This window comes from Sorangium aterium (assembly GCF_028368935.1).
In the GTDB taxonomy this organism is placed as follows: Bacteria; Myxococcota_A; Polyangia; order Polyangiales; family Polyangiaceae; genus Sorangium; species Sorangium atrum.
In genome coordinates this window covers 932,828-952,227 of sequence record NZ_JAQNDK010000002.1, presented here as the reverse complement: position 1 = coordinate 952,227, position 19,400 = coordinate 932,828, and the positions used below count along the sequence as shown (strand labels likewise).

Below are 19,400 nucleotides of genomic sequence, written 5' to 3'. Positions count from 1 at the left end.
GCCGCGAGGAGCCCGCTCCTCGACGGTGGGCGACGAGCGCGGATTCCTCCGCGCTCGTTCGCCAAGCGGTACAAACGGCAAACGCCAAGCGCAACGAGCGCGGATTCCTCCGCGCTCGTTCGCATTTACGTCGACCTCCGCGCAGGACGCGGGCATGCAGCCGTCGCCTGCGCAGCGCGCTCCTTGGGCGTCGACTCGGATGTCCGGGAGCCGTATAACCGGCGCTCATGCGAACTCTCCTGCCGATCGCCCCCCTGGTCCTGATGGCCGGTTCCCTCGCCTGCGGGCCGTCCCCCGCGCCTGTCGCGCCGACAGCAGGACAAGGCGAGGTCAAGGCCGGGCCTGCCCAGGTCGCCGTCAGCCCGGCGTTCGATCTATCCCCCGTCGCCGAGCCGGCCGACATCGTGGGCGTGCTCCGCTGGAGCAACCCCGCGGCCACGCTGTCGAGCATCGCGACGTGCGCGGGGCTGCCTCCGGCGCTCGCGGAGACGGGCGCGCAGGCGGTCTCCTCGGGTGTGCTGAGCGAGCTCGTGAGCCCTTCCATCGACACGGACCAGCTCGCCGCGGTGCTCGCGCTCGACGCGCCGGTGCACCTGATCGTCGCGCTCGATGACAGCTCGAAGCGGGGCAAGCCCGTGGCGGCCGTGTCGCTCGGGCTCACGTCGCTCGAGCGGGCGAAGGGCGCGCTCGAGGCGGGCGCGTCCCTCACCGAGGTGAAGCCCGGCATGTGGAAGATCGGCGGCAAGGAGCCCTCGGCGTCGAGCTGCTTCCTCGCCGCGTCCGCCGGCTCGGCGCCCGCGCGGCTCCTCTGCGGCGATCGGGACCGGGACGTGACGACGCTCGGGCCGTACCTCGCGCGCACGCTGCCGACGCTCGCGCCCGAGGCGCGCGATCTCCACGGCGAGGTCCGCTTCGTCCCGCTCAGCGCGAAGTTCGGCGGCATGGCGAAGCAGCAGCTCGGCGGGCTCCCGATCCTCGCGCAGAGCCAGCTCTCGATCGGGCAGCCCCAGTTCGACCGGGCGCTCACCGACGCGGCGACCGGCGTCCAGCAGGAGCTCGAGGCGCTCATCAACGACGCGAGCAAGGCGGTCGTCGATCTCCAGGTCGACAACCAGTCCTGCGTGAACCTCACGGCGGCCCTGGAGCTCCGGGGCCAGTCGTCGTGGCTCGCCAAGACGATGGCCGACAGGGCGAAGCGCGCCGGGGCCGCGCCGGAGCTCTACTGGCGCGCGCCGAAGGACAGCGCCGGCGCGTTCTTCGACCACGGCTACGACCCGGCGCACTACGGCGGCATCCTGAAGACGCTGCGCGAGATGCTCGAAGGGTGGCTGGAGAAGGAGAAGATCGGCAAGCCCGCCGATCGCAAGGCGCTCGCGGACCTCCTCTCGCTGCCGATCAACCAGGGGCCGAGCGTGTCCGCCCACGGGTATGCCGACGCACCTCCTGCCGCTACCCAGGCCGGGAAGCCGACGCCGAACGAGGCGCTCGACAAGATGATGGGGGGCTTCGTCGGCTGGAACCTGTTCGGGTTCGAGGAGGCCCCCGACGCGCTCATCAAGTACGTGAAGAACGCCGTCACCGCCTACAACACGCCCGGGCTGCGCAAGCGGCTCCCGGAGATCGACGTCGATCCGAAGGAGCTGCCGACGGTCAAGACGGTTCAGGCGCCGAAGGAGCTCGGGAAGACGTCGCTCGCCGTCGAGATCCAGATCGTCCGCGATCTCCCGCCGCTCGACGGCGACGCGGGCTCGACCCCCGCCGCCAAGGGCAAGCAGAGGCCCAAGCTGACGATGACGCTCCACCTCCTCGTCATGGGTGAGGAGAAGACGACGTGGGTCGCCTTCGGACACGACAAGGGCGACCTGCTGAGGCGGCTCGCCACGGTGAAGGCGGGCGCGCCCACCGCCGCGACGCTCGCGTCACGTCCGGGGCTCGAGAAGCTGAAGACCGGGAAGTTCGCCTGGGGTGGATTCTCGACGCTCGCCCCGATCACCCGCACGTTTCAGAGCGTGCTCTCGACGCTGGATCAGCCCGGCGCGGCGCCGGTGGCGCTGCCTCAGGAAGCCCGAATCTTCGGCGAAGCGCTGGCAAAGCTCCCCCACAAAGGGGAAGGGCTGATGTTCGTCACGACCCAGCAGCAGGGCGGCGCCGCGCCGCGGGCCGAGATCTCGATCAACGTGTCGAAGCCCGTGCTCGAGGACATCGGCGCGCTCGTCGCGGCAGGGCTTCGAATGGCCGGCATCACGAAGCCATAGGCTCGTGGATGCGCTATCACCACAGCCAGTAACCTGGCGCGGCTGCTCCTGCTCGGTCGTGTTCCCTGGTCACCACGCCACGCGCGTGCTTCGTCCGCCCACGTTCAAGATCGGTACGCGAATTGCCACCGAAAAGATGAGAGGAAACAATGAACAACCGTGAAGGTGCGAGTCGCGACGGAATGAACCCGGCGCGGCCGGAGACGTCCGCCACGACGGCAGCCGCCATGCCGAGGCCGCCCGTACGCCGCCCGGCGCCCGAAACGGACGACTCCGATCTGCCCGATCTCACGCAGGAGCAGCTTGACGAGCTCCGGCAGGCGCTCGAGGAGCGCCGGGCGAGCCTCGTCGCCAACATCGATGAGCGGCAGCACGCAGAGCGCGACATCTCGCGCGAGGTGGGCGACGAGATGGACGAGGCCAACGCCGAGGGCGCGACGTCGCTGACATCGAAGCTCCTGGAGCGCGATGTCCGCGTGCTCGCCGAGATCGATCGTGCTCTCGCCAAGATGAAGGAGGGGAGCTACGGGATGTGCGAGGGCACCGGCGAGCCCATCGGTTACCGCCGCCTCAAGCTGCGTCCATGGGCGCGCTACAGCGTCGCCTACCAGGAGCAGATCGAGCGCGAAGAAAGAACCGGCGGCGGCTCCTGATCGCTCTGCGCCGGCAGACACCGCACGTCCCTCCCCGCCAGCGCGGGCGAGAGACGTGCGGCCGGCGCTAGCGGAAGCACATGTCCACGAGGGCGCTCGAGCTCGTGCCGAGCGCTCTGGTCCACGCGATCACACGCACCGCGCACGGCGCGCGCGACGAGGCACCTCAGCCGCCCATCCGCTGGATGAACGGGACGATGCGCTCGACGAAGGGCTGCTTGTGATAGCGGTCGAACTCCGCCCAGGTGCAGAGCGTCCGCGGATCCTTCACGCGATCGACGAAGAGCACGCCGTCGACGTGATCCTTCTCGTGCTGGAAGGTGCCCGCCGACAGCCCGCGTACGATGCGGTCGATCGGCCTCCCGTCGCGATCGAGGCCGGTGAGCCGGATCTCCGTATAGCGGTCGACAACACCCCTCAGGTTGGGGACGCTCAGGCACCCTTCGTAGTTCTCGAACGTCTCCTGCGTGAGCGGCTCGATCACCGGATTGACCACGACGGTGAGCGGGATGTTCGGCTTGTACGGGTAACGAGGGTTGTTCTGCACCTCGACCGCGAAGATGCGCACCGGCGCATGGACCTGAGTGGCGGCGATGCCCGCGCCGTTCGCGTCGCGCATCGTCTCCACCAGGTCGTCGATGAACGCCTGCATCGCAGGGGAGGAGAGTTCTTCTGGCGTGACCTCACGCGCTCGCTGCCTGAGGACGGGGTTGCCGATGTGGGCGATTTTCAGGAGCGTCACGCGGCGATCGTACCATGGACGCGCGCCGTCGGCCTGGCCGGCCATGACGGCGCCCAGGCGCTGGCCCATGCGGCGCGCGGCGGCGTCAGCTATGGAGACGGGGCATGCATTACTTCCCTGACGAGCCTTGCGTCCCCGAACGGCAACAGGCGACCGCCGTCATGCACCTCCGCTTCGAGGATGTCAGCCAGACCGGACGGGTGATGCTGGACGCGCTGCCGCACGGCCTCGGGCCCGCGGTCTGGGTGAAGCTGCTGCAGGCGAGCCCCGTCGAGGCGCTCATGGTCACGCAAGGGATCGTCCCGATCCTCACCCGCCTCATCATCGAGGGCGGAGAGGGGCCGATCGCGACGCGGGAGCCGCTGCAGCTGCAGGGCCGCTACCAGCTGGCGCACACGGAGGACGCCACCTCCCAGGTGAACCGGCTGATCCTCGCCATGTGGCTCTCGGCCAGTGGGCGCCGCAGCCGGACCTACGGCCCGCCGCCGCCCGGCGCGGGCGAGCCGATCCAGGTCGGTCGCGTGTTCGCGGAGCACGTCTTCACGCGGCCCTTCGCGGCGCCCGAAGCGCGCAAGGTGCTGCGCTTCGAGTCCCCGGATCTGCCGGCGGTGCCGCCCGAGCGCTACGACTTTCGCTCGCCGGAGGCGTTGATGGGCCTGCCCGAGGGCGCGGAGCCGCTCGACGCGGAGCCGACCCTGGATCCGATCCCGGTGGCGTTCGGCCTGGATCACACGGACGGGAACCAGCACGTGAACTCGCTCGTGTACCCGCGGCTCTTCGCGGAGGCCGCGCTGCGGCGTCTCTCGGCGCAAGGCCACAGCACGGCGGTGCTCGCCCGGAGGGTGGAGATCGCCTACCGCAAGCCGTGCTTCGCCGGCACGCAGGCGAGGATCCTGCTGCGCACGTTCACCCTCGGCGGCGCGCTCGGCGCGCTCGGCGCGTTCGTGCCGGACTCGCCGGAAGACCCCGCCAGCGCAGCCCCCGGCGCGCGCGCGTACTGCTACATCCGCACGCTGTTCCAGGGCTAAGCCAGCGCGAACGCGAAGCCGGCGCGCCCTCTGGAAGGACCGGCGTTCCCCGTCGGCGCCGCGCGAAGCGGCGCGCGCGATGACCAGCCCGCTACGCGCTCGCCGGGCGGGGAAGGCCGGCGCGATCGGCGATCTCGTCGTGGAAGGCGCGGAACGTCGACTCCTGGGGCCAGGAGGGCGCGTCGGCGAGGAGCTCCTCGACGCGGGTGAGCTCGCCCTCGTCGATGGCGACGACGGCCGCGGCGTAGCGCATGGCCCAGAAGACGAGCGGGCTGGCCTCGCTCGCGCGCTCCAGCAGCGCGCGGTCGCCCGGCACGCTCGTGTGGGCGAAGGCGCGGGCGAGCGCGCCGGCCGCCGACCGCAAAGTGACCACCCGGCTGCGGAAAGGCGAGCTGATGTCCGGGAGAGGGAGGCGCGCCAGGCGACCCGCCTGCGCGAGCGCCGTATCGCGATCGCCCTCGAAGGTGCAGAGGAGCGTGTCGAGGAAGAGGCGGTGCTCGAGGGCCGCTTCCCACGCGGGCCCCCGCTCGGCGGCGGCCATCGCCGCGCGCGCCTTCTCGACCCAACCATAGGCCGCGAACGCGGTCGCCGTCATGAGCGGAGCCATCGTGGCGGGGTGCGGGACGCGGTGAAGCGACGACGACCAGCGCCGCAGCACCGAGCCCACATCGCCCGAGCGCAGCAGCCGGCGCAGCTTGCGGCGAGCGAGCCAGCGGGCCGCGCCGAACGCGAGAACGACGCTGAGCACCGCCCCCATGATCACCGGCTGCTGCCAGGCGAACCGGAGCGCGGCCGCTGCCAGCGCTGCGGAGCCGATGAAGAGAAGCACCGGAGTCAGCCGGCTGCCCCGTCCCTCGTCCTCGGAATCGAACGGATCCACGACACCTCTAAGCGTACGGGGCTTCCTGAACGAGGCAAGTCCCGGCCGATGCCGCTCCGGATCGATCCATCGGACCGCGCTCACACCTCCACCCTGAGCACACCTCGATCGCATCTCACGCTCACACCTCACTCGCACCGCGCTCACCCCGATGGCTCCGAGGAGGGAACCAGAGGCGTAGACGTGAGACGTGGGTGGCGTAGGCGGCGCTGCGTTCGCCAGGGAGCCGGAACGCCATGGCCCACGAATCGCCGCCGCACGCGTCGTGGGGCTCGACATGGGGACGAGGTTCGACTACGAAGTCCCTGCATCAGGCGAAAGCGCCTGGGACCTCATGGGTCCGCCGACAGCGCGCCGTGAACCCCGCCAGGCCCGGAAGGGAGCAACGGTAGCGGAAAGCGAGTGTGGCGGGCCCACTTACTTTTTGTCGGTCCAGTTGTGGACCCGACGCGCTCCTGCGCTCATCTCGGGGCGCGGTCCCAGAACCGGGCCGTCGCCGCGGTGATGTAGGCCTCAAGGGGCGTCGAGCGCCGCGGGCGCGATGGGCGCGACGGGCACGGAGAACAGCGCGTCAGGGCTCGTCACGATGCGCGGGACATCCGCGCCGCGCAGCGGGCTGACGCCGCCAGCGGGCAGACGCTGCTGCACGATGCCCGCCGCTTCGTCGCCGCCCTCCAGCGTCACGGCGGAGAGGCGGCTGTCCGGGCCGACGCCGCCGTCGATGAGCACGCTCGCGCGGCGGGACGGGCTGATGGAGGGGTTGAGGGACTCGAGCCCGTTGCCGCTCAGGACGAGCCCGAAGATCGCGGCCTGCGCGCGCTCCTGCCAGCTCACGCCGTCGCCCACGACCTCCTGGGCGAGCCCGCCGTCCGCGCTCACCACCGCCGAGTCGGCGAAGGTCCCGGCGATGCGCATGCCGTCGATGATGATGCCGTGCGCGTCGCCGCTCATCCCCAGGCCGATGGCCCGGTTCTTCTCGAGGAGGCCTCCCGTGAGCTGGACCGTCTGCTCCGGCGTCGTGTTCTGGATCCAGATGCCAGGCTGGTTGCCGCTCACCTCGAAGCCCTCGCCGCTCTCGCCCAGGGCTGCGTTCGCTCGATCGATCAGGAGACCGAACCCGGTGTTGTCGGCGATCGTGAGGGCCGCCGCGTCGAGGGTCGAGCAGCCGGACGCGGAGATGCCGCCGCTCGGATCGAACCCGCTCAGGCCATTGCCGCTGACCTCGACGCGAGACATCGTCGCGCGCGCTCCGACGAGGGACACGCCGATCACCTTGCTGTCGCGGACGAGAGCGTCCTCGACGTGGAGCTCCACCGGCGCCTCGCAGTCACAGCCGCCGGTGCACTGCGCCCACAGCCCTGGCCCCTGCGAGCCCGAGACGACGGACCGCACGACGGCGACGCGGCCAGCGTCGAACGCGCTCAGGCCGTACCGCGCGGAGCCCTCGATCGCCGACGCGACGAGGTCGAGCGACGCGCCGAGGCCGAGCGTCACGCCGTCGGACGCGCTGCCGACGACGCGCACCGCCTCGATCCGCGCCCGCGCGCCGGCCGCGATCCGCACGCCGCCCTCGCCCACCGTCAACCCCCGGAGGACGGCGCCCTCGCCGGCCGCGAGCGAGACCGCCGCGACGCTCACGGAGCCAGCGCCCCGGCCGAGGAGGCTCACGCCGGGGGGCAGATCGATCGGGCCGTAGGCGCCAGGGCCGAGCGCGATGCACGCCCCAGGTCGCGCGGCCTCGGTGGCCTGCGAGAGCGCGGCGGCGCTCGAGACCTCGACGACCTCGGCGCAATCGACCGAAGCGGCGCAGAAGTCGCTGTCGCAGAGCGCTCCCGCGGGGACGCCGATGCACGCGCCAGACGCCGCGCGCGCGCCAGGGCATCCGCCCGGCGACGCGGGATCCGACGCGCACCCGAGCGCCGCCGAGCCGAGCGCGGCCGCGGCGATCAGAACGAGAGCTGCCTGATTCCAAGCCTTGGTCATGACGAACGTCTCCCGCGCGACACGTCGCGCTACCTGACGAGAAAGGGTCAGCCCCTCAGGGATCCGAGAGCAGCGTGCGGCACTCGCCCGCCCGCGCCGCGAGCTCACCGTCCCGGAAATGCGCCCCCAGCGAGGCGGAGAGCTGCACCACGGCTGCCTCGGCGCGGGGGCGGGTCGAGGCATCGCGGAGGGCCGCGCGGCAGATCCGCGCGAGGCCGAGCGCCACGTCCGCGAGGTACACGCGCCCGCCGCCCACCTCGGCGAGGCGCAGCGCCGCGCACCCGGACTCGAGCGCCTCGCCGACGTGGCCGGCCGCGAGGAGCGCGGCGGCGAGGTTGCGGTGCGCGTCCGGGAGATCGGCGCCGGCGCCGGCCTGCTCGCCCAGCCTCACGGCGCGCCGCGCGTGCTCCAGCGCGGCGTGCGGGCGCGCGAGGCGGAGCTCGACCTCCGCGAGGTTGTTGTGCCCCGACGCGATCGCCTGGAGATCGCCGAGCCGCTCCTTCAGCGCGAGCGCTCGGGCGAACACCTCCCGCGCGCCGCCGAGATCGCCCTTCGCGAACAGCACGGCCGCGACGCCGTTCAGCGCGAAGCTCAGCGCCTCGGGGTACGCGCGCTCGTCGACGGCCCGCGCAGCCTGGCGGTAGCAGCGCTCGGCCTGCACCAGCCGACCCCGCGAGTAGAACACGGTCCCGAGCGCGAGGAGCAGCTGCGACGCCGCCGCGCGACGGCGGTCGTCGCCTCGAGGCAGCGTCCGGCAGATGCGCAGGCTCCGGAGCGCGACCGCGCGACAGGCGTCGAGATCGCCCGCGCGCCGGTGGAGCGCCGCGAGCAGCCCGTACATGGGGAGCGTCTCCGGGGCGGCGCCGCCGCGCTCCGCGAGCGCGATCGCGCGCTCGACCAACGCGCGCGCGTCGTCCGTCGCGCCGCGCACCTTGAGCGCGAGGGCGAGGCGGAAATCCACGCGCGCATCCCAGAACAGCGCGGCCTCCGGGCCTTCCGCGGGCGGCGCGGAGGCGCGCCGCTCTACGCGGAGGATCCGCGTCCGCGCCTCGATGTACGCGCGCTCTGCCTCGTCGAGGCGGCCCGCCCTGCGGAGGGCGTCGCCGACGTCGAGCAACAGCGCCGCGCGCTCGTGCCAGGCGAACAGCCGGCGCTCGTCTCCCCCCGGCGCGGCGGCCGACGGGGCGCGCGCCGCGGAGCCCTTCCCCGGGGCGCCGTCCGCCGCGCTCGCGTGGATCTCCCGGGCCCGCTCGAAGTGCCGCAGCGCCTCGGCGTTCTGCCCGAGCGACGACGCGCTCGCCGCCGCGCGCGTGTAGGCGCGCGCCGCGCTCGCCGCGTCGTCGCCGCGATCATGGTGGAGCGCCGCGAGCGCCTCCCCGAGCCCCCGCGGCGCGCGCGCAGGCGAGCGCCCCGCCGAGACGCCGTCGACCCAGGCGGCGACCGCGCGGTGCATGGCCCGGCGCACCTTGAGGCTGAGCGTCTCGTAGGCGATCTCCTGGGTCGCCGCCTCGGCGAAGACGTACTCGCAGTCCTCGGGGAAGGTCGACGCGTCGCGCGCCTGGATGAGCTGCTGATCCCGGAGCCGCCGCAGCACGTCCGCGGTGCTCGATCCGCCGCCGTGGAGCGGCGCGGCGCCGCGGAGGTGGTCGATCGCGCCCTTCCAGAACGTCCTGCCGACCACGGCCGCCTGCGCCAGGACCGCCCGCGCCTCGCCGTCGAGCCGATCGAGCCGCGCCTGGACGATGCCCTGGATCGTCGCCGGCAACGAGAGCCGGGCGAGCTGCTCCTCGTGCAGGACCCAGGGCTCGCCGAGGCGCCGCTCGAGCGCGCCCGCGTCGATGAGCAGGTACAGCGTCTCGGTCAGCGTGAGCGGGTTGCCCTCGGCGCGCTCCGCCAGGGCGCGGAGCGCCTCGGCGGAGCAGCCCGCGACGAGGCGGAGGCGCTCGCGCGCCATGTCCTCGATGTGCCGCCGCGGCAGCGGGCCGAGATCGAGGCGCGCGTGGCTCGCTTTCCCTTCGCCCCAGTGCGGCCGCCGCTCGTAGAGCTCGGGCCGCGCCGCGCCGACGATGAGCAGGGGCGCGTCCGACAGGCGCACGGCGAGGTCGTCGAAGAGGTCGAGGCTGGCGTCGTCCGCCCAGTGGATGTCGTCGAGCAGCACGACGACGGCTCCGCGCGCGGCCATCGCCCGCAGCGGCATCGCGACGGCCGCGGCCACCCGCTTCGCCACCTCGGCGCCGCCCTCGTCGGGGACGATCGCCGTCGCGGGCGCGGCTCGCGCCGCCGGGCGCGGGCAGAGCACGGCCGCGACCTCCGCCAGCGCGTCCTCCAGGGCGATCGGGTGCGGCGCGCCGCCTGCCTCGCCTCCGGCGTCTGCGCCTGCGACGCCGCTCGCGAGCTTGCGCAGCACGACGTCGTGCGCGTCGCCGTCCTGGACGCGGAAATGCGCGCGAAGGAGCGACGCGGCGAGGTGGTAGCTCGCATCCATCGACAGCGACGAGCACGCCGCGCCGAGCACGATGCACGGCTCCGGCTGCGACAGCGCCCTCGTCCGGACCTCGGCGAGGAGGCGGCTGCGGCCGATGCCTCCCGCGCCGATCACCGAGACGAACATCGCGCGCCGCTCCGCGATGACCGTCTCCAGCGCCTCCGAGAGCCGCTGCACCTCGCCCGCACGCCCGACGAAGCGGGTGTCGAGGCCGAGGAAATCGGATCCCGCGCCCGATCCGCTCGCGAGCTTCAGCACACGGAAGCCCGGCGCGCCGTCGCCCTGCGGCTCGACCTGGAAGAGCCCGGCCACCTGCCGGAACGTCGGCTGAGCGATCAGCACCGCGCCGGGCGCGGCGGCCTGCTGGAGCTGGGCGGCCGCCTTCAAGGCCTCGCCCGAGGCGTCGACCGGGGCGCCCCGCCCGGTCGCGCCGCTCACGAACAGCCTCCCCGTGCTGATGCCCACGCGCAACATCGGCCGGGAGCGCCGCGGCAGCTGGACAGGGAGCGACGCGGCGTCGAGCGACGCGAGCTCCAGCCCGGCGCGGACGGCGCGCTCGGCGTCGTTGTCGCTCGCGCGCGGCGCGCCGAACAGCGCGGTGACGACGCCGTCGCTCCTGCCCTTCACGACGCCCCCGAGCGCCTCGACGCGCTCGCGGACGAGCTCGCGGCACGCCTCGCGGAGCTCGAGCTCCTGCTCGGGATCGAGCGGCTCCTGCCCCTCGTCGCCGGCGACGATCTCCGCGGAGAGCACGGTGCAGACACGGTACTCACCCGCGGGCGCCACGACCTGCGCCGCGCCCGCGGGCGCCGTGACCTTCGTGGCGTCGGCGGGCGACGGGGCGGCCGGGAGCGCCGCGCTCGGACCCCGCGGAGACGCCTGGTCGGCCCTCGGCGAGATCGTGGAGAGCGGGGCAGCCGGCGGCCTGTGCGAGGAGCCGGCGCGCGCGGACGCGAGCGCTTCTCCGAGCTCGCGCGCGTCCCGGAAGCGCGCCGCGGGATCGACCGCGACGGCCCGCGCGACGACCGCCTCGAGCGCGGGGCTCGCCTCGACGCCCAGCCCCGCGAACGACGGCCGCCTGCGCGGGTCCACGGCGGCGAGGTAGAGCTCGGCCCAATCACGCCCGTCGATCGGCGGCTTCCCCGAGGCCAGCTGCAGCAGGACGAGCCCGAGCGCGAACACGTCCGTCCAGGGCCCCGTCGCGCCGAGCTTCGGCTCGAACTGCTCCGGAGCGCCGTAGAGCGGCGTGAACACGTGCAACCTCGACGACGTCACGAGCACCTGCGTCGTGTCGCTGGCGCTCACGCCCTGCGGCGCGGCCACGGCTCGCCTCGTCTCCGCGAGCGCCTTCGACAGCGGCATCGACGCGTCGATCACCTTGGCGATGCCGAAATCGACGACCTTGATGGTCGTCGCGCCGGGCGTCTCGACGAGGAACAGGTTCGCCGGCTTGACGTCGCGGTGAGAGACCCGCTCGTCGTGCGCCATCGCGAGCGCCCCCACCGCCGGCGCCAGGAGCTCGATCGCCTCGTCGACGGAGTACGGCGCGCGCCCGGACGCGCGCCGCGCCTCGATGTGCTGCGCGAGCGTCTCGCCCTCGAGCCACTCCATGACGATGTACGGCGTCCAGCAGCCCTCCGGCGAGGTCGCGGCAGAGACGTCGAGCGCCTGGACGATGCCCGTCGTCCGGCGCGAGAGCCGGTGCAGCAGCCGGGCCTCGCGCTCGAACGTGTCGAGCAGCGACTGTCGCTCTTCCGGCAGGAGATCTGCGGGGATTTTCAGGCACTTGACCGCCACCTGCTCCTGGAATCCCAGGTGGGTCGCCCGGTAGACCACGCCGAACGTCCCCTCGCCGGCCACGGCGTCCACCAGCAGCTTGCCGCTGATGGTGCTGCCCACCCAGCCGAACGGGTCCCGCGCGATCATCCGCGGAAACTCTACTGCCCGCGCCGCGGCGCCGGGAGCGCGCCGCCTCGCCGCGATGACGATCGCCGCCCCGCGCGCGCTGGACCACCTCGACCGCCACGGCGGGGGAGCCCCGCGAGCGCGAGGTGAGCGCGACGGAAGTCGCCCTGCGCGCGCGTCCGTGCTACGCCGCCGGCTGCTGGGCGCGCCCTCGGTCCTGGCGACCGTCCTGCGAACGCTGCCGCAACGGTCCCCGGAGCGGATCGCACACGCGCAGCGGCGGGGCGCCGCTCGTCGTCCGGCGCGACTCTGGGGTGCGATGTGGCTGAGCCGGAGATTTTTTCCCGCGAGGATGGCTCGCTCGAGCTCCTGATCATCACCCAGAGCTCGATGAGCACCCGACAGCTGCCGGGCTCGGGCAGCGTCGTCCTGGGCAGGGACGAGGACGCCGGCATCTGCGTCCCCGACTCCTCGGTGTCGCGCCGCCACGCGGTGCTGCACCTCGGCCCGCCGCTCCGGATCGAGGACCTCGGCAGCAGCAACGGGACCCGCGTGCGCGCCCGGCACTGCAGCGCGGCGACCGAGCGCCTGATCGACGTCGGCAAGGGCGCGTCCGCGCGGGGCGCTGCGGTCGAGCTCTCGCCCGGCGACGTCATCTACCTGGGCGCCGCGCGCGTCGTCCTCCGCCAGAAGGGCGGCGAGCGGGACGCGGGCAAGGACGTCATCGTCGAGGACGACGCGATGCGCGCCGTCTACGAGCTGGCCGAGCGCGTCGCGAAGGGCCCGATCAACATCCTCCTCCTCGGCGAGACGGGCGCCGGCAAGGAGGTGCTGGCCGAGTCGATCCACAGGGCCTCGCCGCGCGCGAGCCGCCCGCTCCTGCGCCTGAGCTGCGTCGCGCTGTCCGAGTCGCTGCTCGAGAGCGAGCTGTTCGGCCACGAGCGCGGCGCCTTCACCGGCGCCGTCCGGGCGAAGCCGGGGCTGCTCGAGACGGCCGAAGGGGGCACCGTGTTCCTCGACGAGATCGGCGAGCTGCCGCCCTCGATCCAGGCCAAGCTCCTCCGGGTCATCGAGGAGCGAAAGGTGATGCGGGTCGGCGGGCTGACCCCGATCAAGATCGACGTCCGCTTCGTCTCGGCCACGCACCGCGACCTCGAGGCCGAGGTGAGCCGCGGCGCGTTCCGGCAGGACCTGTATTTCCGGCTGAACGGCGTGACCCTCGTCATCCCGCCGCTGCGCGAGCGGCCCGGGGAGGTCGCGGCGCTGGCGCAGCTCTTCGCGGAGCGCACAGCGAAGGAGCTCTTCCCCGGCGAGACGAGCGCCTTGGCCGTTCCGATCTCGCCCGCGGCCCTGGCCGAACTCCAGCGCCACAGCTGGCCAGGCAACATCCGGGAGCTGCGCAACGTGATCGAGCGCGCGGTGATCCTCGCCAACGGGGCGCCCATCGAGCCGGAGCACCTGCTCCTCTCCCCTCTGGCCGATCCCACCCGTCCATCGCATGCCATGCCCCTTCCGGTGCGCCCGCCGCAGGCGCCCTCGGACGCGAGTGCGGCGGCGGCGGCGGCGGCGAATACGAATGCGAGGAGCGTGCCCGACGTCGCGAAGAGCGCGCCGGACGGCGTGGACCCGGGCCCCACGCGGCTGCGCGACGCCATGGAGGCCCACGAGCGCGAGCGCATCGTCCAGGCGCTCGAGCAGTGCATGGGGAACCAGACGCGCGCCGCGGCGCTGCTCGGGATCTCACGGCGCACGCTGGTCGAGCGGATCCGCGTGTACGGGCTGCCGCGGCCGCGCAAAGCCTGAGCGTTGCGCAGGTCGCCGCGCAACCTGGCGTCGACTGCGCGAGGGCTCGCTCAACCGAGCGCCCGCCCGCGCAACGCCTCAGGCGGGCGTCTCGCGCCGCTCCAGCGGGGCGAGCTCGATCCCGAGCTCCGTGGCGAACCGGAAGATGCGCTCGTCGCGGTAGAACTCGCCGAAGACGACGCGCGAGAGCCCCGCGTTCGCGATCATCTTGAAGCACCCCCAGCAAGGCGAGGCCGTGACGTAGACCGTCGCGCCGTCGATCCGCACCCCGTTCCGCGCGGCCTGGATGATGGCGTTGGCCTCCGCGTGGATCGTGCGCACGCAGTGGCCGTCCTCGATCAGGTGCCCCTCCTCGTCGCAGTGAGGCAGCCCCCGGATCGAGCCGTTGTACCCGGTCGCGAGGATGCTCTTGTCGCGCACGATCACCGCGCCGACGTGCTTCCGATCGCAGGTCGCCCGCGACGCGACGACCTCGGCGATGCGCATGAAGTATTCATCCCACGAAGCCCGATGCGTCATCGCTCACCTCCACGACGGGGGATCCGCGCCCGCCGCCCCCTCGACGTCCCCTCGACGTCGAGCGACCCGCGCTCGCCGATTCCTCCAGAATGTTCAGGGATCCGCCCTCCGGTCCCCCTCGCGAAGGGCCCGGCGGCGCGCGCCCGCGGCCCCGGCTGAGCCGCGCCGCGCCGCGCGGGCGCTTCTATCACGACGCCGGGCGCCGCGGAGCCCCCCGCGGGCACGGGACCGCGCGAGGCGCCTCGACAGCGAGGCCCGGCGCGTGGTAGCGCGCGGGGGTGAGCTCCGCCGCCCCCCGAAGGTCAGATCGCCGCATCCTCGTGCTCGGCTCCGGGGGGCGCGAGCACGCCCTCGCGCGTGCGTTCGCCCGATCGCCCTCGGTCGCCGAGGTGATCGTGGCGCCCGGGAACGCCGGGACCCACGCGCCAGCAGGCGCCGGCCGCGCCCCGATCCGCCGCGTCGACCTCCCGTCCCTGTCGCCCGCCGAGGCGACCCGGCTCGCCGTCCGCGAGCGCGCCGACCTGGTCGTCGTCGGCCCCGAGGCGCCGCTCTGCGCCGGCGTCGCCGACGCGCTCGCCGCCGAGGGCGTCGCCGTCTTCGGACCGAGCCGCGAGGCGGCGCGCCTCGAGGGGTCGAAGGCGTTCCTCAAGGAGTTCGCCGCCCGCCACGGGATCCCGACCGCGCCGTTCCGGATCGTGCGCTCCTTCGACGAGGCGGCCCGCGTCATCCGCGAGCGCGGCGCGCCCATCGTCGTGAAGGCCGACGGGCTCTGCGCCGGCAAGGGCGTCGTCGTCGCGACGACCGTCGACGAGGCCCTCGCGGCCGCGAAGGACATGCTCGTGGATCGCCGCTTCGGCGACGCCGGCGCGACCGTGATCCTCGAGGACGCGATCCAGGGCGAGGAGGCCAGCGTGCACGCCATCAGCGACGGTGAGGCGATCTTCGTCCTGCCGGCGGCGCGCGATCACAAACGCGTCGGCGAGGGCGACACCGGGCCGAACACGGGCGGCATGGGCGCGTTCGCGCCGAGCGCCCGCGTCACCCCGGCCCTGACCGCGCGCGTCGAGCGCGAGATCCTCCGGCCGACGATCGACGGCATGCGGGTGGAGGGGAGGCCCTTCCGCGGGGTGCTGTTCGCCGGCCTGATGATCACGCCCGCCGGGGACCCCATGCTGCTCGAGCACAATGTCCGCTTCGGCGATCCCGAGTGCGAGGCGCTGATGGAGCTGATCGAGGGCGACGTCGCCGAGCTCTGCGCGTCTGCCGCGGCGGGCGCGCTCGCTCCCGGGGCGGCGCGCGTCGCCCCCGGCCGCCACGCGCTCACCGTCGTCCTCGCGGCGCGCGGCTACCCCACGGCGCCGGTGACCGGCGACGTCATCCGCGGCCTCGACGCCGCGGCCGCGGTCGAGGGCGCCTTCGTGAACCACGCGGGCACGGCCGAGCGGGACGGCGCGGTCGTGACCGCGGGGGGCCGCGTGCTCGCCGTCACCGCCGCGGGCGACTCGCTCGCTGAAGCGCGGGAGCGCGCCTTCCGCGCCGCGGGCGCCATCGACTTCGACGGCAAGGTGCTCCGCCGCGACATCGGGGTGGACGGAGCGCGCGCGGCCGGGTGAGGGGGCACCATGGAGCCCATCGTCGATCTCGCCCCAGGCGCTGAGGAGAACCCGCTCGCCGCCTACCTCGGCCAGCTCATCCGCGAGCACCTCGCGCGCGACCCGAAGCGCGCCGCCGATTTCCGGGCGCTGCGCGGGTCGGTGCTCGTCGTCGCCCAGGACGCCGACACGTCCATGACGATGCGCTTCGACCACGGGCGCCTCACCATCCACGACGGCGCCATCGGCATCCCGTCCGTCACGTTCTGCGGCGACGAGTCGGCGCTCCGCCGGCTCCCCGACGTCGCGTTCCACCGCTGGCTGCGCCTCCCGAAGCTGGGGGTGCTGCACCGCCGCCAGAGCGGCCCCCTGCGCGACCTCGCGCGCCTCGTGGCCAGAGGGGAGCTCAAGGTCTACGGCCTCGTCGCGCACCCAAGGCTCCTCCTTAGGCTGCTCCGGGTCCTCTCTCGCCTCCCCTGAGCCTCCCCGAGCCGGTCGCAACGGCGCGCGACGACACGCCACGCGACGACGACAGCGACGACGACGCGGCACGACGGGGCATGACGCGGCATGACGCGGCATGACGCGGCATGACAACTGGTGTGATACTGTAAGACGGTAACGGACGTCCCGTCCGTAGTGCACGGCCCTTCTTGTGGGCTTGCAAACCAATGCTACGCGGCCCGAAAGCTGTCTTTTGACGGCCTGTTGGGCTGTTGGTATGGCTCGATCATGGGCATCCGATTGCGCTACCTCGCCCACGATCTCGAGGTGCCGCTCGGCGAGTTCTTCATCGGACGGAGCGCGGACTGCCAGCTGTCGCTGGACGACCCGCTGGTGTCGCGCAGGCACGCGCTGCTGACCGTCGGTGAGGGCGGCGTCGCGATCGAGGATCTCGGCAGCCGCAACGGCGTGCTCATCAACGGGGCTCGGATCGCGGGGCGCCAGATCCTGTCGGACGGCGACAAGATCGCGATCGGGGGGCAGGAGATGTTCCTGCTCGGGGCCATCGAGCCGAGCTCGGCGCACTCGCCGCGGAGCGCGCCGCTCTGGACGAGGCAGCAGAACGCGCGCACGGTCGACATGAGCGAGATGCCCGGGGGCGAGGACGACGGCGCGACGGCCATCGCCTCCCGGAGGTCGCTCCCCGGGCTCGTCCCGCAGCACCCCGACAAGCGCGTGCACGCGCTCAGCCTCATCGGCAGCGTCGCCGACAAGGCGCTCGCCCTGGGGCGCGTGGATGAAGCCGAGCGCATCCTCCAGCGCTCGCTCACCGACATCCTCACGAAGGCGCGGGACGGGGGCGTCGGCGCCGTGCAGCCCGAGCTGGTCGAGAAGGCAAGCATGTATGCGGCCCGCCTCGCCTCGGCGACGGGTCGCGGCTCGTGGATCAACTACATTTTCGAGCTGAATACCCGGCTCGAGCTCCTCCTCCCCGCTTACCTCGTCGATGAGCTGTATAGTGTCCTGCGCAAGGTGAAGGCCGTCGACATGTCCATTCTCCGTGGCTATGCGAAGCGGCTCCGCGAGCGCGCAGGCGAGCGTACGCCGGCGGAGCGGTTCATCCTCCAGCGTATCGAAGGGCTCGAGCGCCTCGGCGCACTGAAATAGACCATGCCTTTCCGCCTCCGGTACTTGGCGCACGATTTCGAGCTCCCCGAAGGGCCCTTCGTGATTGGCCGGAGCGGCGACTGCCAGCTCTCGCTCGACGACCCGCTGGTGTCGCGGCGCCACGCGACGCTGCAGGTGCGCAGCGACGGCGTGGCCCTGCACGATCTCGAGAGCAGGAACGGCGTGTACGTCAACGGCACGCGCATCTCCGGCCAGCGCGAGCTGACCGACGGCGATCGCATCATCATCGGCAGCCAGGAGATGCTGCTCTACGGCGGGGAGGAGTCGCGCCCCCACGACGCCTACGGGGTCGAGTTCCGGCGCGCGACGGCGACGCTCGGCGCGATGGCGCTGACCGAGATGCGCAAGATGTCGGACGACCCGACGGAGCTCACGAGCCCGACGGGAGACGGCGGGTCCAAGGGCTTCCAGTCGCTGCGCCTGCTCGCGAGCCTCGCCGACAAGGCGCTGGCGATGGGCCGCAGCGAGGAGGCCGAGCGCATCCTGCAGACGGTGCTTATCGACATCCTGAGCCGCGCGCGGACGAACGTGCCGCTCGAGATGCCGGCCGCGGAGCTCGCCGCGCGCTACGCGGCTCGCCTCGCGGGCGCCACGACCAAGGGGACGTGGGTCAACTACGCGTTCGAGCTCTTCACGATCGCGCGCCGCCCGCTGCCCGGCCCCGTCGTCGACGAGCTCTACACCGTCGTCCGGCGCGTCAAGACGCTCGATATCCAGCCGCTCAGGATCTACCTCGACGACCTGCGCCGGATGGCTCCGTCGTTCGGTCCGACCGAGCGGTTCCTGATGCAGCGGATCGAGGGTCTCGAGCGCCTCGTCGCGGCGAAGTAGCCGCCGCGTCGCCGCCGGGCGTCGCGGGAGCGGCGGCCTCTGGTGACAAGCGCGAGGCGCGCGGAGCCGGCGGCTGCGCCGCGCGGGCGGCCCCGTGTGGGGCAGGCGGCTGCGCCGCGCGTGGAGCAGGCGGCGGCACACGTGGGGCCGGCGCGGCGGCGGACTGGTGCGGCGGCGGTGCGTTGCGGGGGCGCGCGCCCGCCTCGGCTTCCTGCCAGCCGAGGTTCCTCGCGGCGGCCTTCGCTATCGCCTCGCGCAGCTCGGTATCGGCGACCTTCCCGAGCTCTCGGCGCACCTCGACCGGGAGCGGCGCCTCCTTCGGGGTCGGGCGGACCTCCTCGCGCCACGGCGGCCGCGCGACCGGCTCCACCTTGCCGACGCGGAACCGGAGCGACTGCACCGGGAGGCCGCGCGACCGGAGCTGCGCGGTGATGGCGTCGCCGAGCAGCGAGAGCTCCTGCGCCCACATCGAGCTCGCCGCGCGGACGTGGAGCACGCCGCGCTCCAGCTTGAGCGGCCGCGCGCGCGCGGCGATCCGGGACCCCACGGCCGCTTCCCAGTCGCGGAACGGCATCGGCGAGGTGTCGACCTCCCCCGGCGCCGAGAGCGAGGACTCGCGCTGGATCAGCGCGCCCAGCCGTTCGAACCCACCTCCGCTCCGACGCGACATGCGCGCCGAGCGTAGCAGCCTGACAGCGCCGTGCTCCGGCAGAGCGCGCCGTCCAGGCTCGCCCAGCATCACGAACGGTCAGCCCCTACGGCGCCGCCTGGTGACCAGGACGGTCGCCCGCCAGATCAGACCACCCGTCCTCGACTGCCTGGCGACGAACGATCGTGAGAGGCGCTCTCGGTACCGAAGGTGGGACTCGAACCCACAAGCCCTTGCGGACAGCGGATTTTGAATCCGCCGCGTTTGCCATTCCGCCACTTCGGCTCAGCGCTGTGATGTCAGCGAGCTCCTGGAACCGTAGATCACCGGGCACGATCCTGGCAACCGTCTGAAGCCTGAAGGCTGAAGCCTGAAAGCCCGAGCGCCTGAAAGGAGCAGCGCCGCCGCGCCGCGGCCGCCGCGCACCGAGGCGCGGCCCGCGA

Annotated in this window: 14 protein-coding genes, 1 tRNA gene and 1 other RNA gene; 9 read left to right on the top strand and 7 right to left on the bottom strand. The window is 73.3% G+C overall.

Annotated elements, in window-relative coordinates:
* The first annotated feature begins 227 nt into the window (after nt 1-227).
* Nucleotides 228-2,255 (top strand): hypothetical protein, encoded by a 2,028-nt coding sequence (locus POL72_RS18615; RefSeq protein ID WP_272096761.1) that lies wholly within the window; start codon nt 228-230, stop codon nt 2,253-2,255.
* Between the two features lie 149 nt (nt 2,256-2,404).
* Entirely contained in the window at nt 2,405-2,908 is a 504-nt protein-coding gene (locus tag POL72_RS18610; protein ID WP_272096760.1) for a TraR/DksA family transcriptional regulator, read from the top strand.
* A 166-nt stretch (nt 2,909-3,074) separates the two neighbouring features.
* Here the strand turns inward: POL72_RS18610 and def are convergent, their stop codons facing one another.
* On the bottom strand, nt 3,075-3,650 hold the full coding sequence (def, locus tag POL72_RS18605) for a peptide deformylase (protein WP_272096759.1): 576 nt from the start codon (nt 3,648-3,650) through the stop codon (nt 3,075-3,077).
* Between the two features lie 104 nt (nt 3,651-3,754).
* Between def and POL72_RS18600 the strand changes: the two genes are divergently transcribed.
* Nucleotides 3,755-4,678 (top strand): hotdog family protein, encoded by a 924-nt coding sequence (locus tag POL72_RS18600; RefSeq protein WP_272096758.1) that lies wholly within the window; start codon nt 3,755-3,757, stop codon nt 4,676-4,678.
* 91 nt (nt 4,679-4,769) lie between these two features.
* Here POL72_RS18600 and POL72_RS18595 read toward each other — a convergent pair whose 3' ends face one another.
* Nucleotides 4,770-5,558, bottom strand: a complete 789-nt coding sequence (locus POL72_RS18595) for a hypothetical protein (RefSeq protein ID WP_272096757.1) — start codon at nt 5,556-5,558, stop codon at nt 4,770-4,772.
* A gap of 332 nt (nt 5,559-5,890) precedes the next feature.
* Here POL72_RS18595 and ffs point away from each other — a divergent pair.
* Nucleotides 5,891-5,980: signal recognition particle sRNA small type (gene ffs / locus POL72_RS18590), an RNA gene on the top strand.
* Between the two features lie 91 nt (nt 5,981-6,071).
* On the opposite strand, the gene POL72_RS18585 is transcribed toward ffs, so the two are convergent.
* Together POL72_RS18585 and POL72_RS18580 are read right to left on the bottom strand one after the other, a co-directional pair.
* Nucleotides 6,072-7,541, bottom strand: a complete 1,470-nt coding sequence (locus POL72_RS18585; protein WP_272096755.1) for a right-handed parallel beta-helix repeat-containing protein — start codon at nt 7,539-7,541, stop codon at nt 6,072-6,074.
* Nucleotides 7,542-7,596: 55 nt separating this feature from the next.
* Nucleotides 7,597-11,952, bottom strand: a complete 4,356-nt coding sequence (locus tag POL72_RS18580) for a serine/threonine-protein kinase (protein ID WP_272096754.1) — start codon at nt 11,950-11,952, stop codon at nt 7,597-7,599.
* A 369-nt stretch (nt 11,953-12,321) separates the two neighbouring features.
* Here POL72_RS18580 and POL72_RS18575 point away from each other — a divergent pair, with 369 nt between their 5' ends.
* Nucleotides 12,322-13,734, top strand: coding sequence for a sigma 54-interacting transcriptional regulator (locus POL72_RS18575; RefSeq protein WP_272096752.1), 1,413 nt, complete (start codon nt 12,322-12,324; stop codon nt 13,732-13,734).
* A gap of 78 nt (nt 13,735-13,812) precedes the next feature.
* Here POL72_RS18575 and POL72_RS18570 read toward each other — a convergent pair whose 3' ends face one another.
* Nucleotides 13,813-14,253 carry a deoxycytidylate deaminase gene (locus tag POL72_RS18570; RefSeq protein ID WP_272096750.1) on the bottom strand — a complete coding sequence of 147 codons (441 nt, stop codon included), beginning with the start codon at nt 14,251-14,253 and terminating at the stop codon, nt 13,813-13,815.
* Nucleotides 14,254-14,531: 278 nt separating this feature from the next.
* Here POL72_RS18570 and purD point away from each other — a divergent pair, with 278 nt between their 5' ends.
* The 4 genes from purD to POL72_RS18550 all read left to right on the top strand — a co-directional run bounded on the left by purD (nt 14,532) and on the right by POL72_RS18550 (nt 18,308).
* Nucleotides 14,532-15,866, top strand: coding sequence for a phosphoribosylamine--glycine ligase (gene purD / locus POL72_RS18565; RefSeq protein WP_272096749.1), 1,335 nt, complete (start codon nt 14,532-14,534; stop codon nt 15,864-15,866).
* Nucleotides 15,867-15,875: 9 nt separating this feature from the next.
* Complete coding sequence (locus POL72_RS18560; RefSeq protein WP_272096748.1) at nt 15,876-16,325, top strand: hypothetical protein; 450 nt, start codon at nt 15,876-15,878, stop codon at nt 16,323-16,325.
* A 252-nt stretch (nt 16,326-16,577) separates the two neighbouring features.
* Nucleotides 16,578-17,456, top strand: coding sequence for an FHA domain-containing protein (locus POL72_RS18555; protein WP_272096747.1), 879 nt, complete (start codon nt 16,578-16,580; stop codon nt 17,454-17,456).
* 3 nt (nt 17,457-17,459) lie between these two features.
* Nucleotides 17,460-18,308: an FHA domain-containing protein gene (locus POL72_RS18550; RefSeq protein ID WP_272096746.1), complete on the top strand. Its 849-nt coding sequence runs from the start codon at nt 17,460-17,462 to the stop codon at nt 18,306-18,308.
* On the opposite strand, the gene POL72_RS51785 is transcribed toward POL72_RS18550, so the two are convergent.
* The gene (locus POL72_RS51785) at nt 18,199-18,882 is read right to left on the bottom strand and encodes a DciA family protein (RefSeq protein WP_373372232.1); all 684 of its coding nucleotides are present in this window, start codon (nt 18,880-18,882) and stop codon (nt 18,199-18,201) included. The two genes, POL72_RS18550 and POL72_RS51785, sit on opposite strands and share 110 nt — an antisense overlap.
* A 277-nt stretch (nt 18,883-19,159) precedes the next feature.
* A tRNA-Leu gene (locus POL72_RS18545) sits at nt 19,160-19,242 on the bottom strand.
* Between the last annotated feature and the right edge of the window lie 158 nt (nt 19,243-19,400).